This is a genomic window from Streptomyces sp. NPDC014764 (assembly GCF_043082785.1).
Lineage (GTDB): Bacteria > Actinomycetota > Actinomycetes > Streptomycetales > Streptomycetaceae > Streptomyces > Streptomyces althioticus.
This window is the reverse complement of sequence record NZ_JBIBXY010000002.1, coordinates 685335-703395: the sequence shown is the minus strand read 5'-3', so window position 1 is coordinate 703395 and position 18061 is coordinate 685335. Positions and strand designations below refer to the sequence as shown.

14 protein-coding genes are annotated in these 18061 nt (G+C 73.1%); all 14 read right to left on the bottom strand.

Features of this window, described 5'->3' with window-relative positions; translation table 11 throughout:
- Positions 1 to 8: 8 nt before the first annotated feature.
- The 14 genes from asnB to ACF1AG_RS08110 all read right to left on the bottom strand — a co-directional run bounded on the left by asnB (position 9) and on the right by ACF1AG_RS08110 (position 17981).
- Positions 9 to 1946, bottom strand: a complete 1938-nt coding sequence (gene asnB, locus ACF1AG_RS08175; RefSeq protein ID WP_359599345.1) for an asparagine synthase (glutamine-hydrolyzing) — start codon at positions 1944 to 1946, stop codon at positions 9 to 11.
- Positions 1947 to 1949: 3 nt separating this feature from the next.
- On the bottom strand, positions 1950 to 3509 hold the full coding sequence (locus ACF1AG_RS08170) for a Wzz/FepE/Etk N-terminal domain-containing protein (protein ID WP_359599344.1): 1560 nt from the start codon (positions 3507 to 3509) through the stop codon (positions 1950 to 1952).
- Positions 3506 to 4873 carry a polysaccharide biosynthesis protein gene (locus tag ACF1AG_RS08165; protein WP_359599343.1) on the bottom strand — a complete coding sequence of 456 codons (1368 nt, stop codon included), beginning with the start codon at positions 4871 to 4873 and terminating at the stop codon, positions 3506 to 3508. Before ACF1AG_RS08165 ends, ACF1AG_RS08170 begins: the two co-directional genes overlap by 4 nt.
- Positions 4863 to 6119, bottom strand: coding sequence for a glycosyltransferase family 4 protein (locus ACF1AG_RS08160; protein ID WP_359599341.1), 1257 nt, complete (start codon positions 6117 to 6119; stop codon positions 4863 to 4865). The genes ACF1AG_RS08165 and ACF1AG_RS08160 overlap by 11 nt, the downstream gene beginning before the upstream one ends.
- Positions 6109 to 7425 carry a nucleotide sugar dehydrogenase gene (locus ACF1AG_RS08155; RefSeq protein ID WP_387795622.1) on the bottom strand — a complete coding sequence of 439 codons (1317 nt, stop codon included), beginning with the start codon at positions 7423 to 7425 and terminating at the stop codon, positions 6109 to 6111. Before ACF1AG_RS08155 ends, ACF1AG_RS08160 begins: the two co-directional genes overlap by 11 nt.
- A gap of 73 nt (positions 7426 to 7498) precedes the next feature.
- On the bottom strand, positions 7499 to 8977 hold the full coding sequence (locus tag ACF1AG_RS08150) for a sugar transferase (RefSeq protein ID WP_359599338.1): 1479 nt from the start codon (positions 8975 to 8977) through the stop codon (positions 7499 to 7501).
- 809 nt (positions 8978 to 9786) lie between these two features.
- Positions 9787 to 10344 carry an NADPH-dependent FMN reductase gene (gene ssuE, locus ACF1AG_RS08145; protein WP_359599337.1) on the bottom strand — a complete coding sequence of 186 codons (558 nt, stop codon included), beginning with the start codon at positions 10342 to 10344 and terminating at the stop codon, positions 9787 to 9789.
- Positions 10345 to 10393: 49 nt separating this feature from the next.
- Complete coding sequence (locus ACF1AG_RS08140; RefSeq protein WP_387795617.1) at positions 10394 to 11203, bottom strand: alpha/beta hydrolase; 810 nt, start codon at positions 11201 to 11203, stop codon at positions 10394 to 10396.
- 76 nt (positions 11204 to 11279) lie between these two features.
- The gene (locus ACF1AG_RS08135; RefSeq protein ID WP_387795615.1) at positions 11280 to 12614 is read right to left on the bottom strand and encodes an LLM class flavin-dependent oxidoreductase; all 1335 of its coding nucleotides are present in this window, start codon (positions 12612 to 12614) and stop codon (positions 11280 to 11282) included.
- A gap of 55 nt (positions 12615 to 12669) precedes the next feature.
- Positions 12670 to 13524: an ABC transporter ATP-binding protein gene (locus ACF1AG_RS08130; protein WP_391809495.1), complete on the bottom strand. Its 855-nt coding sequence runs from the start codon at positions 13522 to 13524 to the stop codon at positions 12670 to 12672.
- On the bottom strand, positions 13521 to 14462 hold the full coding sequence (locus tag ACF1AG_RS08125) for an ABC transporter ATP-binding protein (protein WP_391809494.1): 942 nt from the start codon (positions 14460 to 14462) through the stop codon (positions 13521 to 13523). Before ACF1AG_RS08125 ends, ACF1AG_RS08130 begins: the two co-directional genes overlap by 4 nt.
- Positions 14459 to 15349 (bottom strand): ABC transporter permease, encoded by an 891-nt coding sequence (locus ACF1AG_RS08120; protein ID WP_359599330.1) that lies wholly within the window; start codon positions 15347 to 15349, stop codon positions 14459 to 14461. Before ACF1AG_RS08120 ends, ACF1AG_RS08125 begins: the two co-directional genes overlap by 4 nt.
- A gap of 3 nt (positions 15350 to 15352) precedes the next feature.
- Complete coding sequence (locus ACF1AG_RS08115) at positions 15353 to 16381, bottom strand: ABC transporter permease (RefSeq protein WP_359599329.1); 1029 nt, start codon at positions 16379 to 16381, stop codon at positions 15353 to 15355.
- Positions 16382 to 16424: 43 nt separating this feature from the next.
- On the bottom strand, positions 16425 to 17981 hold the full coding sequence (locus tag ACF1AG_RS08110; RefSeq protein WP_359599328.1) for an ABC transporter substrate-binding protein: 1557 nt from the start codon (positions 17979 to 17981) through the stop codon (positions 16425 to 16427).
- Positions 17982 to 18061: the final 80 nt, after the last annotated feature.

The window sequence follows — 18061 nt, the reverse complement described above, 5'->3', positions numbered from 1 at the left end:
TCTTGTCTCTACGCCGTCGAGGCGGGGGAGTCGTGGCCGGCCTTGGAGGTCGCGTCGCGGTACCAGTGCTCGAGGGTCAGCACATGCCAGAGGTGCTTGGAGAAGTCCCGCTGCCCGGCGGCGTCCTCGGCGACCATGCGCGCCAGCGCGTCCCGGCGCAGGAAGCCGGAGCGGACCAGCAGACCGTCGTGCACCACCTCCTGCACCAGCGGTGCGAGGTCCCGGCTCATCCAGGCCCGCAGCGGGGCGCTGAACAGGCCCTTGGGCCGGTACACGATCTCCCGGGGCAGCACCGTCGTGGCCGCCTCCTTGAGCACCGCCTTGCCCTGCCGCCCCGCGATCTTGCGCGCGCCGGGGACCGCGAACGCGGCCCTCACCACCTCGACGTCCACGTACGGCACCCGCACCTCGGTCGACGCGGCCATGCTCGACCGGTCGGTGTAGGCGAGGTTGAGGCCCGGCAGGAACATCCGCGCGTCCGTCAGGCACATGCGGTTCACGAAGTCGTCGAGGGCGTTGTCCCGGTAGACGTCGGCGTGCTCGGTCAGCACGTCGTCGACCGCCGGGGCCAGGTCCGGGTCGAGCAGCCCGATCAGCTCCTCCCGGTCGTACAGGGTGTAGCTGCGGCGGAACGCGGTCTCCTCCGGCAGGCCCGCGAACGACAGGAACCGCTTGGCGAACCGCACCGACCGCAGGCCGCGCCGGCGGGTGGCGACCGGCAGCCGGTCCACGCCGGCGGCCACCCCGCGCCGCACCGGCCCCGGCACCCGCCGATAGCGCACCCCGATCAGGTTCGCCAGGTGCTTGCGGTAGCCGGCGAACAGCTCGTCGGCGCCCATCCCCGACAGCATCACCTTCACCCCGGCCTCCCGGGCGGCCGAGCAGATCAGGAAGGTGTTGATCGCGGCCGGGTCGCCGACCGGCTCGTCCAGGTGGTAGGTCATCCGCGGCAGCAGGTCCTGCACGTCCGGGGCGATCTCGATCTCCCGCAGGTCCACCCCGAACCGCTCCGCCACCTGCCGGGCGTAGCGCAGGTCGTCCGGCATCGCCTCGAACCGCGCGTCCTCCGCCCGGAACCCGATCGTGTACGCGGGGATGCCCGGCCGGTCACGGGCCGCCAGCGCGGTCAGATAGCTGGAGTCCAGGCCTCCGGACAGGAACGTCGCCACGGGGACGTCGGACAGCAGATGGAGCCGCGTCGACTCCTCCACCACGGCCGCCAGGTCCGGCAGATCACCGGACCTGGCCCGCTCCTGCCCCTCGGCGGCGACCTCCCGCAGATCCCAGAACCGCCCGCGCTGCACCGAGCCGTCGGGCCGGCAGCGCAGCCAGGTCCCCGGCGGCAGCTTCTCCGCCCCGCGGAACGCGCACCGCGAGTCCGGCACCCAGTAGTACAGCAGCGACGCCACCAGCGCCGCCGGATCCACCTCCAGCGAACCGCCCGTCACCGCCGCCAGCGCCTTCAGCTCCGAGGCGAACAGCAGCCCTTCGCCGCGCCGCAGCAGGAACAGCGGCTTGATGCCGAGCTGGTCGCGGGCCAGCACCAGCTCACCGGTGCGCTCGTCGAACACGGCGAACGCGAACATGCCGCGCAGCCGGGGCAGACAGTCCGTGCCCCAGCGCCGCCACGCCTCCAGCAGCACCTCGGTGTCGGAGGTGCCGCGGAACCGCACCCCGGCGCCCTCCAGTTCGGCCCGCAGCTGAGGCGCGTTGTACAGCTCGCCGTTGTACGTCAGGGCCAGACCCTCCGACACCATCGGCTGGGCGCCGGTGCCGGACAGGTCGAGGATGGCCAACCTGCGGTGCCCGAGGTGCACCTCGCCGTCGCCCACCGCGTGGGCGTACGTCCCGGACCCGTCCGGGCCGCGGTGGGCGAGGGTCTCGGTGAGCCGGTCGGTGACCGCCTTGCCGTCCGGCCACCGGTACGTGCCTGCGATGCCGCACATGAGCTACCGCGCCTCCTGGTCGCTGTCCGGGACCCGCGCCGCCCACATCGGCAGCCGTTCCGTGCGCCGCGGACCGTCCGTCACCGCCTGCACGGTGGGGTTGGACCCCGTGCCGTTCTGCCGGGCCGGCCGCCCCTCGCGGACGCGCGGCACCGGGAACGGCCCGTCCCACAGCGTCCCGTCCGTCCGGTCCCGCGGATCCGGGTCGAGCAGCACCACGCCGGCCACCTCCACGCGGCGGTCGGCGAGCTGCCGCGCCACGGTGTGCAGCCACGCGGTCGTCCCGTGTCCCGCCCGGACGACCAGCACGGCCCGGCCCGCCAGGTCGACGAGGTCGGACCAGGCCGCGCCGGGCGCCACCGACGCCACACCGATCCGGCGCCGGTCGGACGGCAGGGCCGCGGCCCGCTCCACGCCGACCACCTCCGGGTCGCCCGGCTTCCGCCGCCGGCCGGCGAGACCGTGCCTGGGCAGGGCGTCGACCACGACCACCGGCTCGTCCGCCGCCAGCGTCCGCGCCAGGTCCAGGGCGATCACGCCCGCCCCGCGCGGACAGCCCAGCTCCAGCAGCGCCAGCGGCTCCGAGGAGCCGCGCACCGTTCGGGCCAGCGACGAGGTGAGCCGGGTCCGCGCCGCACGCCTGCGCCTGCGCCGCCACATCAGGCGCGGCCGCAGCGCGGACCGGGACAGCTCGGCGGTGACGGAGGCGCCCAGGTGGCGCGCGACGTCCCGGCGCAGCACCGGCCGGTCGCCCACCACGGAGGCGACCGCGGCGATCACCAGGCCCAGCACCAGGCCGAGGACCAGCCCGATACCGCCGTTGGTGGCGAGGGCGAGCGGCAGCGAGTGCTTCACGGTGTGCGGGGCGTCGACGATCTGCGTGCCCGCGATCAGCCGGGGCGTGCCCACCCGGGCCTCCGCCGCCCGCTGCGAGAAGTCACCGATGCGGGAACTGAGTTCGGCGCGGCGGGCGAACAGTGTCTCCAGGTTCGCCGACTCCTCCGGGCTGCCCTCCGGCGGCCCGTCGCCGATCGTCTCGTTCACCTGGTCGAGTTCCTTCTGCAGGCGGTCCCGCTGCGCGAGCAGCGTCGAGGCGTCGGCCGCCGCGGCCTGCCTGATACGCCGTACATGGTCCGCGACGAACGCCTCGGCGACCGCCTCGGCGCGGGCCACCGCCTCCTCGCCGGTCTCACCCGTCGCCTTGATCTCCATCAAGTTGTTGGTCAGGCCTGCGCCCTCGTACTCCTCCATGAAGTCCTCCGCGCTCATCGAGGAGTCGAGGGACTTCAGGGCCGCGTCGGCGATCCGCGTGGTGTGCAGCAGAGCCACGTCGGTGAGGATCAGCGTGCCGGGGTCGTTCGGCTGGTCGTCCTGGTGGGCGACCAGCACCTTCGTCACGGCGGTCGGCGGCAGGGGCAGCAGCACCGCCACCGCCGCCCCCAGCAGCAGCCCCAGCAGCGCCAGGGAGCCCCACAGGCGTCGGCGTCTGCGCACCGACACCACCAGGGACTGAAGGTCCAGCAGGGGAGCGGCGGCCGTCGGCTCCGCTGTCGTACTCGTCATCGCGCACCTCCCCGCGCGCCGTCGCCGAGGGCGAGCGCCGGAGCGGCGGCCTCCCGCGGCGGGCCGGCGGGCCGCGCCGGACGGGTCCGGACCGCGTCGGCCAGGACGATGCCGACCACGTCGTGGCCGGCGTCCGCGCACGCCTCGGCGACACCGGCCAGCTCGGCGGCGGTGCGGGTGCCAGCGCTCAGCACGACCAGGACGCCCGACTCCTCCTCGCGGTCGGGCACCAGCGGCGCCTCGGCGGAGACCTCCGTCAGCCGCAGCAGGGGGTCGCCCCCGGCCTCCTCCGCCAGCCGCCCGGCGGCCCGCAGGGCGATGCCGTCGTCGTCGGGCACCACCAGCAGCAGCCGCCGCGCGCCTGGCGCCAGGTCGCGGATCCGGCCGCACACCCGCCGGTAGCGGATCCCCAGGCTCGCCTCGTCCCCGGCGGCCGGCGGCGCGGGCGCGTTCCACGGGGTGTCCAGACCGAGCAGCCGGCGGACCCGGTGCCGGGCGCCGCCGCCCTCCGGACGGTGCGCGCCCCGCCGCGCGGACACCTCGACGCCGCCCAGCAGCCCGGAGCCGAGCGCGGCGGCGATCTCCCGCTCGGAGCGCAGCCTGCGGTTCACCCGGGCCGCGGTGAGATGCCCGGCCACCGCCAGCAGGAAGAACAGCGCCGCCCCCGCGGCGATCAGCTGCACCCGGGACGGCGGCGTCTCACCGGTCGGCCTGGCCGCCGGCCCCATCACGACCAGCCGGGAGCCGGCCCCGTTCGAGTCGGCCTGGCTCAGTTTGCCGACCGCCTCCTGGAGCGCGGTGCGCAGCTTCGCCAGCTCGGTGCGGGTCTGCACGCTCTCCACGGTCCGGCCGGGGTCGGCCGCGTCGGCCAGCTCGGTGATGCGCCGGCTGGTGGTGAGCACCATCTGCCGCAGCTGGTCGGGTCCGGCCGCCGCCGTCGGGTCCGCGGTCCCGTCGACGATCCGCGCGGAGAACGTCACGAACTGCCGGGCCAGTTCGTCGGAGAGCCGCTGCGCCTTCGCCGGGCTCCCGGCGGTACCGGAGATCTTGATGATGTTGCCGTCGGTGACCTCGGCGCGCACCCGCTTGCGCAGCTCCTCGCCGTCGACCCCGGCCCAGCCCAGCTCCTCGGCCGTGCGGTCGGTCACCACCGTGCTGGTGGCGATCTCCGCCTGGGTCAGCAGTACGCGCTCCTCCCAGGCGCCCGGCAGCAGCACCGACGCCGACGTGGTGTAGCGCGGCGGGAACACCAGGGAGGCGCCGAAGCCGGTCAGCGCCCCCAGCACGACGAGGACCGTCAGCAGTCTGCCGCGCCTGCGGAGCATCCGCCCGATGGTGACCAGGCGTATCGCGTCATCGCTCAAGGGACGTGCCTCTTTCCCGCCCGCTCCGGGCCGCCGCCGCGCCGCCCCCGACGGCGGCCTCGTAGGCGGCCAGCAGCGCCGCCTGCGAGTTGCGCCAGGCCAGCGGGCCGTTGATCCTTTCCTGCCCGGACTTCCCCATGCGGGAACGCTGTTCGGGGTCGTCCAGCAGACGGGCGATGAGCGCGGCGAACGCGCCCTCGTCGTCGCCCTTCGCGTACACGGCGGCCTCGCCGGCGGAGACCCGTGCCTCCTTCAGGTCGAAGGAGACGATCGGCCGGCCCATCACCATGTACTCGAGGACCTTGTTCATGGTCGACACGTCGTTGAGCGGGTTGCACGGGTCGGGGGAGAGACACACGTCCGCGGTGGACAGCCAGCGCACCAGGTCGGCGTCCGGCACGCGTCCCGTGAACTCCACCTGGCCGTCGAGCCCCAGCTCCCGGGACAGCTCCACCATCGCCTCGAAGGTGTCGCCCGCCCCGACGAACACCGCGTGCCAGTCGGTGCGGCCCACTTCGTCGCGGAGCTTCGCCAGCGCCCGCAACGCGTAGTCGACGCCGTCCTGTGGGCCCATCACGCCCAGGTAGCACAGCAGGTGGGGCTTGCCGCGCTTCAGGTCCGGCTCCGGGTCCACCGGGTGGAACCGCTCGGTGTCGGGCGCGCTGCGCACCACGAACACGTCCTCGGGCCGCCGCCCGCCGCGGCGCACGGCGACGTCCTTGTAGCTCTCGTTGGTGGCGAGCACCACGTCCGCCGCCCGGTACGTCGCCCGCTCCAGCGCGCACACGCCCCGGTAGAGCAGGTCCTTGCCCCGGCCGAACCGGGACAGGTACAGCTCGGGCACCAGGTCGTGCTGGTCGAAGACGAACTTCGCGCCCCGCCGCTTCAGCCGCAGCGCGGGCAGGAACAGCAGGTCCGGCGGATTGCAGGCGTGCACCACGTCCACCGGGCCGACCTTGCGGGCCAGGCGGGCGGTGTGCCACAGCGCGGTGCCGTACTCCTTGAGGTAGCCCGCCGGTCCCCCGGTGGCCGCGCGCAGCGGGTAGCGGTGGATCCGCACCCCGTCGATCACGGCCTCCGGCTCGGTGTCCCGCTTGGTGCCCTGCGGGCAGATGACGTCGACCTCCCAGCCCGCGTCGCGGAGCGTCCGGCACTCCTGCCACACCCGCCGGTCGAACGGCACCGACAGGTTCTCCACCAGGATCAGCGCGCGGCGGCCCCGCGCGCCCTTCGGCTCACCAAGCAAGGCCCACGTACCCGGGTTCGGTCCGGCGCGCGTCGGCGTCGGGGAGGCGGACGAGGTCGATGATCACGGGGTCGTCGCCGTGCGGCAGCGCCGACAGCACCGCCGCGTCCTTCGTGCCGACCAGGACGACCTCGGCGTGGTCCAGCACGTCCTCGACGGAGTCGGCGAGCAGCTGCGCCAGGTGCGGCAGCCGGGTCTCGATGTACTCGCGGTTCGCGCCGAGCAGCCGGGACAGGCTGACGTTGGCGTCGTGGATCCGCAGGTCGTACCCCTTGCCGAAGAGCCGCTCGGCCAGCTCGACCAGCGGGCTCTCGCGCAGGTCGTCGGTGCCGGGCTTGAACGACAGCCCGAACAGGCCGACCTTGCGCTTCCCGGTGCGCTCCACCAGCTCCACCGCCCGCTGCAGATGCTCCTCGTTGGAGGGCAGGACGTGGGCGAGGATCGGCACCGACACGTCGGCCCGGTGGGCCGCGTGCACCAGGCTGCGCAGGTCCTTCGGCAGGCAGGAGCCGCCGAAGGCGAAGCCGGGACGCAGATAGGCGGGACTGATGTTGAGCTTGCGGTCGGCGAGGAAGACGTCCATCACCTGGTGCGAGTCCACCCCGAGCGCCCGGCACACCGCGCCCAGTTCGTTGGCGAAGCCGATCTTCAGCCCGTGGAAGGCGTTGTCCGCGTACTTGATGGCCTCGGCCGTCGGCACCGGCACCCGGAACACCTCGCCGGGCAGGTCCTGATACAGCGCCGCGACGACGTCGCCGCTCGCCGTGTCGAGTTCGCCGATGACGGTCTTCGGCGGGTCGAAGAAGTCCCGCACGCTGGTGCCTTCGCGCAGGAACTCCGGGTTGACCGCGACGCCGATCTCGACGCCCGCGGTGCCGCCGACCCGCTTCTCCAGGATCGGCACCAGCAGCCCCAGGCAGGTGCCCGGCAGCATGGTGCTGCGGAACACCACCGTGTGCCGACCGCCCCGCGCGGCCAGCGCCGCGCCGATCTCCTCGGTGACCCGCTCCAGATACGCCGTGCACAGGCTGCCGTTGGGCTCCGACGGGGTGCCCACGCAGACGAGGGACACCTCGCTGCCCTCGATCGCCTCGCGCACGTCGGTGGTCGCGCGCAGCGCCCCGCTGCCCACCACCTCGGCGATCAGCTCGCCGATCCGTTCCTCGACGACGGGCGCCTTCCCGTCGTTGACCAGGTCCACCTTCACCGGGTTGACGTCCACCCCGATGACCTCGTGACCCATGCTCGCCAGGCACGCGGCCGACACGCAGCCCACGTAGCCGAGCCCGAACACGCTGACTCTCATGACCCGTTCCTCCCCCCGGGCAGGCCCTCCCGGCCTGCGGTCCGCAGCCCGGCCGCCCCACGGCCGCCGCGCATCAGTAGGCCCCCTGTCCCTGCACCACGGCGCGCAGCGTCTTCCACAAGATCACCGTGTCCAGGGCGAGGGACCAGTCCTCCACGTACCGCAGGTCCAGGCGGACCGCCTCCTCCCACGAAAGGTCGCTGCGGCCGCTGATCTGCCACAGCCCGGTGAGCCCGGGCTTCACCTTCAGCCGGCGCCGGATGTCCGGGCCGTAGGCGGCGCACTCCTCCGGCAGCGGGGGCCGGGGGCCGACCAGCGACATCGACCCGGTGAGCACGTTGAACAACTGCGGCAGCTCGTCGAGCGAGTAGCGGCGCAGCACCGCCCCGATCCGGGTCACCCGCGGGTCGCGGCGCATCTTGAACAGCGGCCCGGCGCCCTCGTTGCGGTCGGCCAGCGCGGCGCGCACGCGGTCGGCGTCGGGGATCATCGTGCGGAACTTCAGGATGGTGAACTCGCGGCCGTCCTTGCCGACCCTGCGCTGCCGGTAGAACACCCCGCCCCGGCCGTCCGTCGCCACGAGCAGCGCGACCAGCAGCATCAGCGGCGCGAGCACCACCAGCAGGATCAGCGCGCCGAGCCGGTCGACGACGCCCTTGATGGCGCGGCGGCCGCCGGTGAACGCCGGCATGCTGACCCGCAGCAGCGGGATGCCGAGGACCGCGTCGACGTGCAGCCGCGGTCCGGCCACCTCCATCAGCACCGGCGCGACGACCATTTCGGCGTCGGAGCCCTCCAGGTTCCACGACAGCCGCTGCAGCCGCTCCGGCGACCAGTGCGGGTCGGGGGTGACGGCGACGACGCGGTAGCCGTCGTGTCGGACGTGGTCGGCGACGTCCGCCAGCCGTCCCACCACCGGTACGCCGTCCAGCCGGCCGGCGTCGAGTCCGGGGCCGTCGGTGGTGCACACGGCGTCCACGCGCCAGCCGAGGTGCGGGTACTTGCGGGTGCGGGCGATCAGGTCGCGCACCGTGTCGGGGCTGCCGGCGGCGAGCACCGGCCGCAGACAGCGGCCCTCCTTGCGCTGCCGGTGCAGCCGCAGGCGCAGCAGGTAGCGCATCGTCATCGTGACGAGCGCGATCGCGGGGACCGCGACGAAGATCCAGAGCTTGATGTTGCGCGAGGTCAGGGCGATCCCGCCGAGCGCGAGCACGACGGTCGCCATGAACAGCGAGCGGCCCAGCCGGCGGAACTCCTCGGCGCCCTGGCCGAGCACGGTCGGCGACCACGACCGGCTCACCGCGAGCGCGCCCAGCACCAGCAACCAGGTGCCGAAGGCGAGGATGCCCCACTTCTCGTGCCAGTCGGCGGCGTCGCGGACGCCGAAGAAGTTGCCGATCCCCGCGACGACGACGGCGGTGGCGACGGTGTCGCTCGTGATGACGGTACGGCGGTACCGGTGCTCCCAGTCGGCCGTCCCCCGGTGGTACACCCCGTTCGCCAGCTGATCCCGCTCCGACGGGAACGGGCTGACCAATCCCCCTTGCCGCACAGAACCCCCCAGGTCCCCGGTGATGCGACGTGTGCGCCTGACACTGTTTCTCGTCGGGGGGACCCCACCCCCCGAACCGCGCTCTTCCTCGCCGCGGAAGGCCCCCGCCTTCCGCGCCGGTACGCCGGCTACGGACGAAGTCAGAACAACGTGAACAACTTGTCGCGGCGGCAGCGGCATACGGCCGCGCCGTTACATCGAGCCGAGCGGACCTGACCGGTCCCTCGGGTGCGCCCCCGCACCCGAACCCCCCCCGGGGCTCAGCGGTGTGATCACCCCCACGTCTGGCGCCGTGGACGAACCCCTCCCGTGGCGCCGGACTTAAAGATCATTCAATCGGTCGCCTCGTGCCCGAACGGCCGAAGCAGGGTCAATCTAGACCATCGGGGCCGGTAAGAAGAGAGGGTGTAAGGAAATTGTGTCCGGGTGTGGTGGCCGAATGGGCCGTCCGGATCCCGTCCGCGTGACCCTCGCACCGCGTCTCAACTCCCGTCGTACGACTGCGTGATGACACTTACGACCCGCGCCGACGGCGTCTCGCCGGCCGCCCCGCGCACTCGTCGGGACGGCGACTGCCGAGGTCCGGGCACACATGACGTACACATGAGCCCTCTGCCCCCGCCGGACCCCGAGCGCCTCGTGATGCGGGCTCCCGGGACCGGAATTCCACCCGCCGCACCCTGTTCGAACGATTTCGTGCACCTTCCACGGATGTCCGAGATCCACCCACTGAGGGAAACGTTCCGCAGAGCCGGCGGGGCCCGCCGCGAGGGTGTCGCGCGGGCCTCCGCCGGCCGTCGGCCGCCGGCTCAGCCCGTGAGGGCCAGGGACGCGTGGTGGGCGTGCAGGGAGGCGGAGAACTGGTCGGTGACGCGGGCCAGGGCCTCGGCGGCGACCGGGGCGACGGTGACGGAGCCGTCCTCCGCCACGGTGATGTCCTTGTCGAGGGTGAACCAGCCCGGGACGATGTGGGCCGGGCCCATCGAGTTGAGGACCGGGCGCAGGGCGTAGTCGATGGCCAGCACGTGGGCGGTGCTGCCGCCCGTGGCGAGCGGCAGGACGACCTTGCCGGTCAGCGCGTACTGCGGGAGCAGGTCGAGCAGCGCCTTCAGCAGACCTGAGTACGCCGCCTTGTAGACGGGGGTGCCGACCACCACGCCGTCCGCCCGCGCGAACAGTTCGGCCGCCTCGACGACGGCCGGGTGGCCGAAGTCGGCGTTCAGCAGCGGCTCCGCGGGCAGCGTGCGGACGTCCAGCGGCACGACGTCGTGACCGTGACCGCGCAGACGGTCGTCGAGGTGGCGCAGCAGCCGGGCGGTGCGGGAGGTGGCGGAGGGGCTTCCGGAGACGGAGAGGATCGTGGCCATGGGGACCTTCCAGGTAGGGGCGGCCGTCGGACGAAGGGGCCTCAGCGGCTCACCAGGCGCTGGTCTCCACCGTGACCAGCGGCACCAGGTCCTCCCGGAGCGTCTCCAGGAAGGTGACCACCTCGGCGGCGACCGAGCGGTGCTGGAGGTCGTTGAGGACGTCGTGGCGGGCGCCCCGCACCACCGAGAGCCGGGCCCGGGCGGAGGACTTGGCGGTGCGGTGCAGCTCGTCGCGGTCGGCGAGCGGGTCCGCGTCACCGGCGAGGATCAGCGCGGGCAGCGCCGTGCCCCCGTCATGGGCCGCGGCGAGCAGTTCCTCGGGCACGGCGTCGTTCAGCGCGCCCCGGCGCACCCCGGCGTCGTCGGTGAGGACGCGCCGGTGGGCCGGGCACGAGGTGCGGACGTCGAGTTCGCCGTCCCAGGTGCCCGCGGCGGCGGGCGCCCGGCCGGGGAGGCCCGCCAGGACGACCGCCTCCGCCTCCGGGACGCCGGCCACCGACGCGCCCGCCGTCCCGTACAGCGCGGCGACGAGCGCCGCCCCGGTGTCGCTGCCCACCACGACGACGGGACGGACGGTGCCGTCCACGCCGCGGGCGCCGTCGACCGCCGCCGTGAGCCGCGCCGCGAAGCGGGAGAGAGTGCCGGGCAGGTCGCCGGCGTCCAGGGCGGGCGCGTCGACGACCCGCACGCGGTACGCGTCGGCGGCCAGCCGGCTGCCGAACCGGTCGTAGGTGGCCCGGGTCTCCCCGCGGCCCGGCACCACGACGACGGTGCCGCGGGTGCGCAGGCCCTCGGGGCCGAAGTGGTCGGTGTGGTCGGACTGATCGGGCCGGCCGGACCGGTCGGACTGTTCGGGCATGGTCAGGCTCCTGCGGGTACGGGGGCGGCCGGGGCCGCGGGGGGAACGGGGGAGGTGTGCGGTGCGGCCGGGACGCTCACGCCGAGGCGGCTTCGCGGGTGTACCGGTTGGCCGGGACGGGCAGGCCGAGGTTGCCGCGCAGGGTGTCCGCCTCGTACGCGGTGCGGAACAGCCCGCGCTTCTGCAGCAGCGGCACCACGCCGTCGACGAACAGCTCCAGCTCGTCGTCGGTGCGGAAGGCGAGGTTGATGCCGTCGAAGGTGCCCGCCTCGAACCACTGCTCGATGGTGCCGGCGACCGTCCGCGGAGTGCCGACGAACGGCGAACGGCGGAACTCATTCACCGAGTTGGCCACCTCGCGCAGCGTGAGGTTCTGCTCCTTCGCCCGCGCGATGATCTGCGTCGCGCTGGTCCGCCCGCCCTTCTCCGCGAGGTGCGCCACGTCCGGGAAGGGCGCGTCCAGGTCGTGCACGCTGAAGTCGTGGGCGCCGAAGGACCGGCCCAGCAGGGCGAGGTTGCGGTCGAAGTCGTTGTCCTCCTCGAAGATCTCCCGTTCGCGGCGCCGGGCGGCCTCGTCGGTCGCGGCGACCACCGGACCGCCGTGGATGAAGATCTTGATGTGCTCGGGGTCGCGGCCGTACGCGGCGGTGCGCCGCTTGATGTCGGCGTAGTACTCCTGCGCCTGCTCCAGGGAGCCGCCCGGCGCGTAGATGCCCTCGGCGGCCCGCGCGGCGAGGTCGCGGCCCTCCTCGGACACCCCGGCCTGGAAGATCACCGGCTGCCCTTGCGGCGAGCGGGAGATGTTCAGCGGCCCGGCGACCTTGAAATGCTCGCCCTCGTGGTTCAGCGCGTGCAGCTTGGACGGGTCGAGGAAGACGTTCCGCTCGACGTCGGCCGGGAACGCGTCGTCCTCGTAGGAGTCCCACAGCCCCCGGGCGACCTCCACGAACTCCAGGGCGCGCCCGTAGCGGGAGGCGTAGTCCAGGTGCTCGTCGAGGCCGAAGTTCCGCGCGGTGCCGGTGTCGAAGCTGGTGACCACGTTCCAGCCGGCCCGTCCGCCGCTGATGAGGTCGAGCGAGGCGAACCGGCGGGCCAGGTTGAAGGGTGAGTTGTACGTCGAGCTGGCGGTGCCGACCAGGCCGATGTGCCGGGTGTGGGTGGCCACCGCCGACAGCAGCGTCAGCGGCTCCAGACGGTTGAGGTAGTGGTGCGGGTACGTGGCGTTGATGAACTGGCTGTCGACGATGAACAGCGCGTCGAACAGCGCGTGTTCGGCAGCCTGCGCCTGCCGTATGTAGTAGTTGACGTCGATGCTGGCGTTCTTGGCGACGCGCGGGTCCTTCCACAGGCCGTGCTGGCCGGGGCCGCCGACGCCGTAGGGGTGCAGTGCGAAATGGATCTGACGGGTCATGGCTGTTCCTGTCTGTCGTGAGGTCGGGCGCTCGTGAGGTGTGCCGCCGTTGCGGTCAGGCGCTCAACAGGGCCCGCAGGGCTTCGCGTTCTGACCAGTCGGCCGCTCCCGTGCGCAGCGTGGGCGCGGAGCCGACGAGCAGCCGGGTGTACACGTGCCGGGGCCGGCCGACGACCTCCGCGGCGGGGCCGGTCTCGACTAGCCGCCCCTGGTAGAGGACGGCGATCCGGTCGGCGACGCCAACGACGGAGCCGAGGTCGTGGGAGATGAGGACGAGGGCGACGCCGTCGGCGCGCAGCTCCTTGAGGATGTCCAGGATCTGCACGCGGTTGGCGGAGTCGAGGGCGCTGGCCGGCTCGTCGAGGATCAGCAGCCGCGGCTCCGTGATGAGGGCGCGGGCGACGGCGACCCGCTGGCGCTGCCCGCCGGACAGCTCCCCGGGCAGCCGGCCGAGCAGGTCCTTCGGCAGCCGCACCCGCGCCAGCAGGGCGTGGGCCCGCCGGGCGGCCTCGGCGCGGGTGACGCCCTGGACCAGCAGCGGTTCGGTCAGCGAGTCCTCGATGGTGAGGTCGGGGTCGAGGCTGCGCAGCGGGTCCTGGAAGACGTACTGCGCGACGCCCCGGCGGCGCAGCGCGCGCCACTGGCGCGGTCCGTACCCGGTGACGTCCTCGCCGTCGACGACGACCGACCCCGCCGAGGCGCGCACCAGACCGAGGACCGTGCGGGCGAGGGTGGACTTGCCGGAGCCGGTCTCGCCGATGACACCCAGGGTCTCGCCGGGCGCGACGGTCAGGGTGACGTCGTGCAGCGCCCGGCGGCGGGCGCGGCGCCTGCCGTAGTGGACGTCCAGTCCTGTCACCTCCAGGACCGGCGCGGGGGCGGCGTTCGCGTGCGGCCGTACGGTGCTCATGCCGCCTTCTCCTCAGGAGTCTTGGAAGTCTTCGTGGGCTTCGTGGCGTTCGCGGCCTCCGGGGTCTTCGGCGTCAGAAACCGGTCGAGGCCGTAGCTCTCGTGCTCGTCGACGAGCAGCCGCGTGTACGCGTGCCGGGGCGCGTCCAGCACAGCACGCGTGGGCCCCTGCTCCACGACCTCGCCCTGCCGCATCACCAGCACCTCGTCGCACAACTGGGCAACGACGGCCAGGTCGTGGGAGACGACCACGAGGGCGAGCCCGGTCGACTCCCGCAGGTCTGCCAGCAGGTCGAGGATCTCGGCCTGCACGGTGACGTCGAGTGCGGTGGTCGCCTCGTCGGCGATGAGGATGCGCGGTCCGGCCGCGATGGCCGCGGCGATCAGGACGCGCTGGAGCATGCCGCCGGACAGCTCGAACGTGTACTGCCCGTAGACGAGTTCCGGGTCGCGCAGCCGCACCGCCTCGAGCAGTTCCAGCGCGCGCCGGCGGGCCTCGCGGCGCTTGAGCCCGGTCTTGACCCGCAGCACCTCGGCGATCTGCGCGCCGACCCGCAGCGACGGGTTGAGGTAGGACGCCGGGTCCTGGAAGACGGCGCTGATGGTGGAGCCGCGCAGCCGCGTCCACTGCCGGGGCGTCAGCATCGCGATGTCCGTGCCGTCGATGGTCACGGACCCGGCGGAGATCTCGAAGTGCTCCGGCAGGATGCCGAGGGCGGCCCGGCAGGTGAGGGTCTTGCCGCTTCCCGACTCGCCGACGATGCCGACGACCCTGCCCGGGGTGAGCTCGAAGGAGACGCCGTGGACGATCTCCCGGTCGCCGGCCCGGTCGTGGATGCGCAGGTCCCGGACGGCGAGCACCGGCTCGCGGGCGGTCCGTTCGGCGGTCTGTCCAGCGGCCTCGGCGGGCCGCGTGGCGTCCTTGGAGAGGGTGGTCATCGGGCACCTCCGGTGGGAACGGTGTCGGGCGTGCCGGTGCGGTGGGCGCGGGCCTTGTGCCGGTCGAGCAGGGCGCGTCCCGCTTCTCCGGACACGTCGCGGATCGCGTCCGCGAGAAGGTTGCACGCCCAGACCGTGGCCGAGATCAGCACGGCCGGGGCGAGCGGCGCCCAGGGCCGGTAGTCGAGATAGCCGAGGTCGGAGGCAAGCAGACCGCCCCAGGTGGGTGCAGGCGGCTGCACGCCGATGCCGAGGAAGGTCAGGCTGGACACGATCACGAAGCCGACGCCGATGGTCTGCGCCAGCGCCACCGCGAGCGGCGGGAGCACCTTGGCCCACACGTGCCGGCGGACGATCCAGCCGACGGAGGCGCCCGAGACGATCGCCGCCTCCACGTACGGGGAGCGCGCCACGGTCAGCGTGGCGGCGCGGGCCACCCGGTAGAACAGCGGCGACACCAGCGTGCCGGTGACCAGCATCGCCTGGGTGATCCCGTTGCCCAGCAGCGCGATCACCGCGACCGCGAACAGCAGGAACGGCAGCGCCACCAGGGTGTCCGTCAGCCGCAGGCTGAGCCATTCGAAGACCCGGCCCAGATAGACCGACAGGATGCCCGGGACCGCGCCGACGGCCAGGGCCACGACGGCGACCTCGAGGGAGCCGAGGACACTGATCCGTGAGCCGTCCAGCAGCCGGCTGAACACGTCACGGCCGAGGTAGTCGGTGCCCAGCCAGTGCGCGGCGGACGCGGCGGCCAGGGTGTCGTCGCTCGTGGCCAGCGGGTCCTGCGGCGCCAGCCACGGCCCGGCCAGCGCGAGCAGGGCGATGACGGCGAGGACGCCGACGGCGATCCGGCCCGAGGTGAGGGAGAGAACGCGGCGTACCATGCTTCACACCCCCCGCTGGGAGGCCGGGGTGACCCGCGCCAGCACCAGATTGACGATCAGGTTGAAGGCGACGACCAGGGCGATCGACACCACCAGCACCCCCTGGACGGCGGGCACGTCGCCGGACTGGGCGGAGTCGTTGGCGAACCGGCCGAAGCCCTGGAGGCCGAAGATCCACTCGGTGACGACGGACGCGCCCACCAGCGAGGGGAACTTCAGGCCGAGCGTGGCGAGCGCGGGGCCGAGGCCGTTGCGCAGCACATGCCCGAAGAAGATCCGCCGCGGGCTCAGCCCTCGTACCACCGCGCCGGTCACGTAGTTCTCCCGGTAGGCGGCGATCAGACCGCCGCGCAGCTGCCGGGCGACGTCGGCGATCACGTCGAAGCTCAGCGCCACGGCCGGCAGGGTGATGTGGGTGAGCCAGGGGCCGATGCCCTCCGCCGCCGGGACGTAGCCCGCGGCCGGGAACAGGTCGAGCCCCACTGCGAACACCGCCACCAGCACGATGCCGACGACGAACGCGGGCATCACGGACACGAGCGTGACGAAGCCGGTGATCGTCCGGTCGATCCAGGTGGTGCGCCGCAGCGCGGCGACCGTGCCGAGCAGGAACCCGACGAGAACCCCGATGACCAGGGCGAACGTGGCGACGGACAGGCTGACGCCGAGTCCGAGGCCGATCAGGGTGGAGATGTCGGCGCCGTTGGTCCAGCTCGTGCCGAGCCGGCCGTGCAGCACGCCGCCGAACCAGTCCGCGTACTGGACCAGGAAGGGCCGGTCCAGGCCCCACTCGGCCTCGACGCGGGCGATGGCCTCGGGTGTCGCCTCCTCGCCCAACTGGATCCGCGCCGGGCTGAGCCCGCTGAGTGAGCGCAGTGCGAACGTCACGAACGTCGCGACCACGAACACCGGTACGAAGATCAGCACCGAGCGGGTGAGGACGGCCAGGACGCGGAGCAGTGCGTGCCGGGTCCTGGCCGCGGCGACCCCTCGACGGCGGGCAGGCGTGGCCGCCTGCGGTGTCGTCGACATGGGGGTGCCCCCTCTCTTCTCTCTGTGTGTGGTGGTGGGACCGTCAGCGGCCGTCGATGGTCACGCCGGTCCACGTGATGTGGGCCGGGACCTTCGGCAGGCCGGAGATCGACGGGCTCTTGGCGATCAGGTTGGGCTGCGAGAACGTGAAGACCAGCGCCCTGCTCCCCAGACCGGCCCGCGTCGCCGCCTGGAGGACCTCCGGGTACTCGGGGGAGTCCAGCGGGGTGCGGCGCACCTTGGCCGCGGCGGCCTCGAAGCCGGCGGGCTGGTAGGGCGAGCTGAGGTTCAGCGGGCCGTTCGGGCCGAAGTGGGCGGTGAGCGTCTGGAGCGCGGAGTCGCGGCCGGTGGTGCTGTAGAGGGAGAAGGTGAGGTCCTTGGCGAAGAACGGGGTGGCCCAGTTCTTGTCGATCTTGATGGTGACGTCGATGCCGACCGCGGCCAGCTGCGACTGCACGATCTCCGCCTGCGGGTCCTCGGAGGGGATGACCAGGTTCAGCTTCAGCTGGTGGGGTCGGTAACCGGCCTGCGCGAGCAGCTTCTTGGACTTCGCCGGGTCGTACGGGTAGGCGTTCTCCGATTCCGGGTCGTAGGCGACGTAGTCCTTCGGGAAGGGCTGGTCGGTCTCCTCGCCGTAGCCGAAGGTGAGCTTGTCGACGAACTCCTTGCGGTTGACGGCGTGCCGTACGGCGTCGACGACCTTGGGGTTGTCGAACGGCGCCTTGTTCACGTTGAGGCTGATGTTGGCGGCGTTGAACCCGGGCTGCACGAAGACGTCCAGACCCGCCTTCTTCGCGGCCTCCGCCTGGCTGGGTTCGATGTCGGCGAAGTTGTAGACGCCGGTGCGCAGTCCGTTGACGACGGTGGAGGCGTCGGGCGCGGAGGTGAGTTCGACGGCGTCGATGTGGATGTTCTTCGCGTCCCAGTAGTCGGGGTTCTTCTTGAACACCGCCTTGGTGCCCGGGATCAGCTGTGTGACGACGAACGGGCCCGCGCCGACAGGGTTCTGGTCGAGCTTCTCGGGGGAGGCGGCCGCCTTGGGGCTGGCGATCTGGAGCACGCGCGAGCCGAGCAGCTGGGGGATCTGGTGGTCGACCTGGTTGAGGTGGACGACCGCGTCCAGGCCCTTGGCCTCGACGGACTCGATGGACGTCAGGTCGCCGAACAGGGCGGAGTTCTTCTGCTTCTTGGCCCGCTCGATCGCGGCCTTGACCGCCTTGGCGTCGACGGGCTCGCCGTCGCTGAACTTCAGGCCGGGCCGCAGACGGAAGGTGACCTGGTCGCCCTTCGCGTTGTACTTCCAGCTCTCCGCGAGGTCCGGCACGGCCTTGCCGCTCTCGTCGGTGCGGGTCAACGAGGCATACACCAGCGCCAGTTCACGAAACTGGGCGCCGCTGCCGCTGACCACCGGGTCCCAGTGGGCCGGGAAGTAGGAGGAGGTCCACTTCAGGGCCGCGTTGCCCGCGGCGGCGGAGGTGCCGCCGCCGCAGCCGCTGAGGGCGGGGACGAGCACGGCGGCGAGCGCGGCGCCCAGGGCGGCGGTGCGCAGCCGGCGGGCGGCGGATCTTCCGGGGCGGCGGGACGTGAGGTGTCCGGACATGTCGTTCTTCCTTCGGTGACCCCGGTGCGTGAACGGCACGACGGGAACGGGGGAGGGGCGGCCGGCCCCGCCCGCGCACG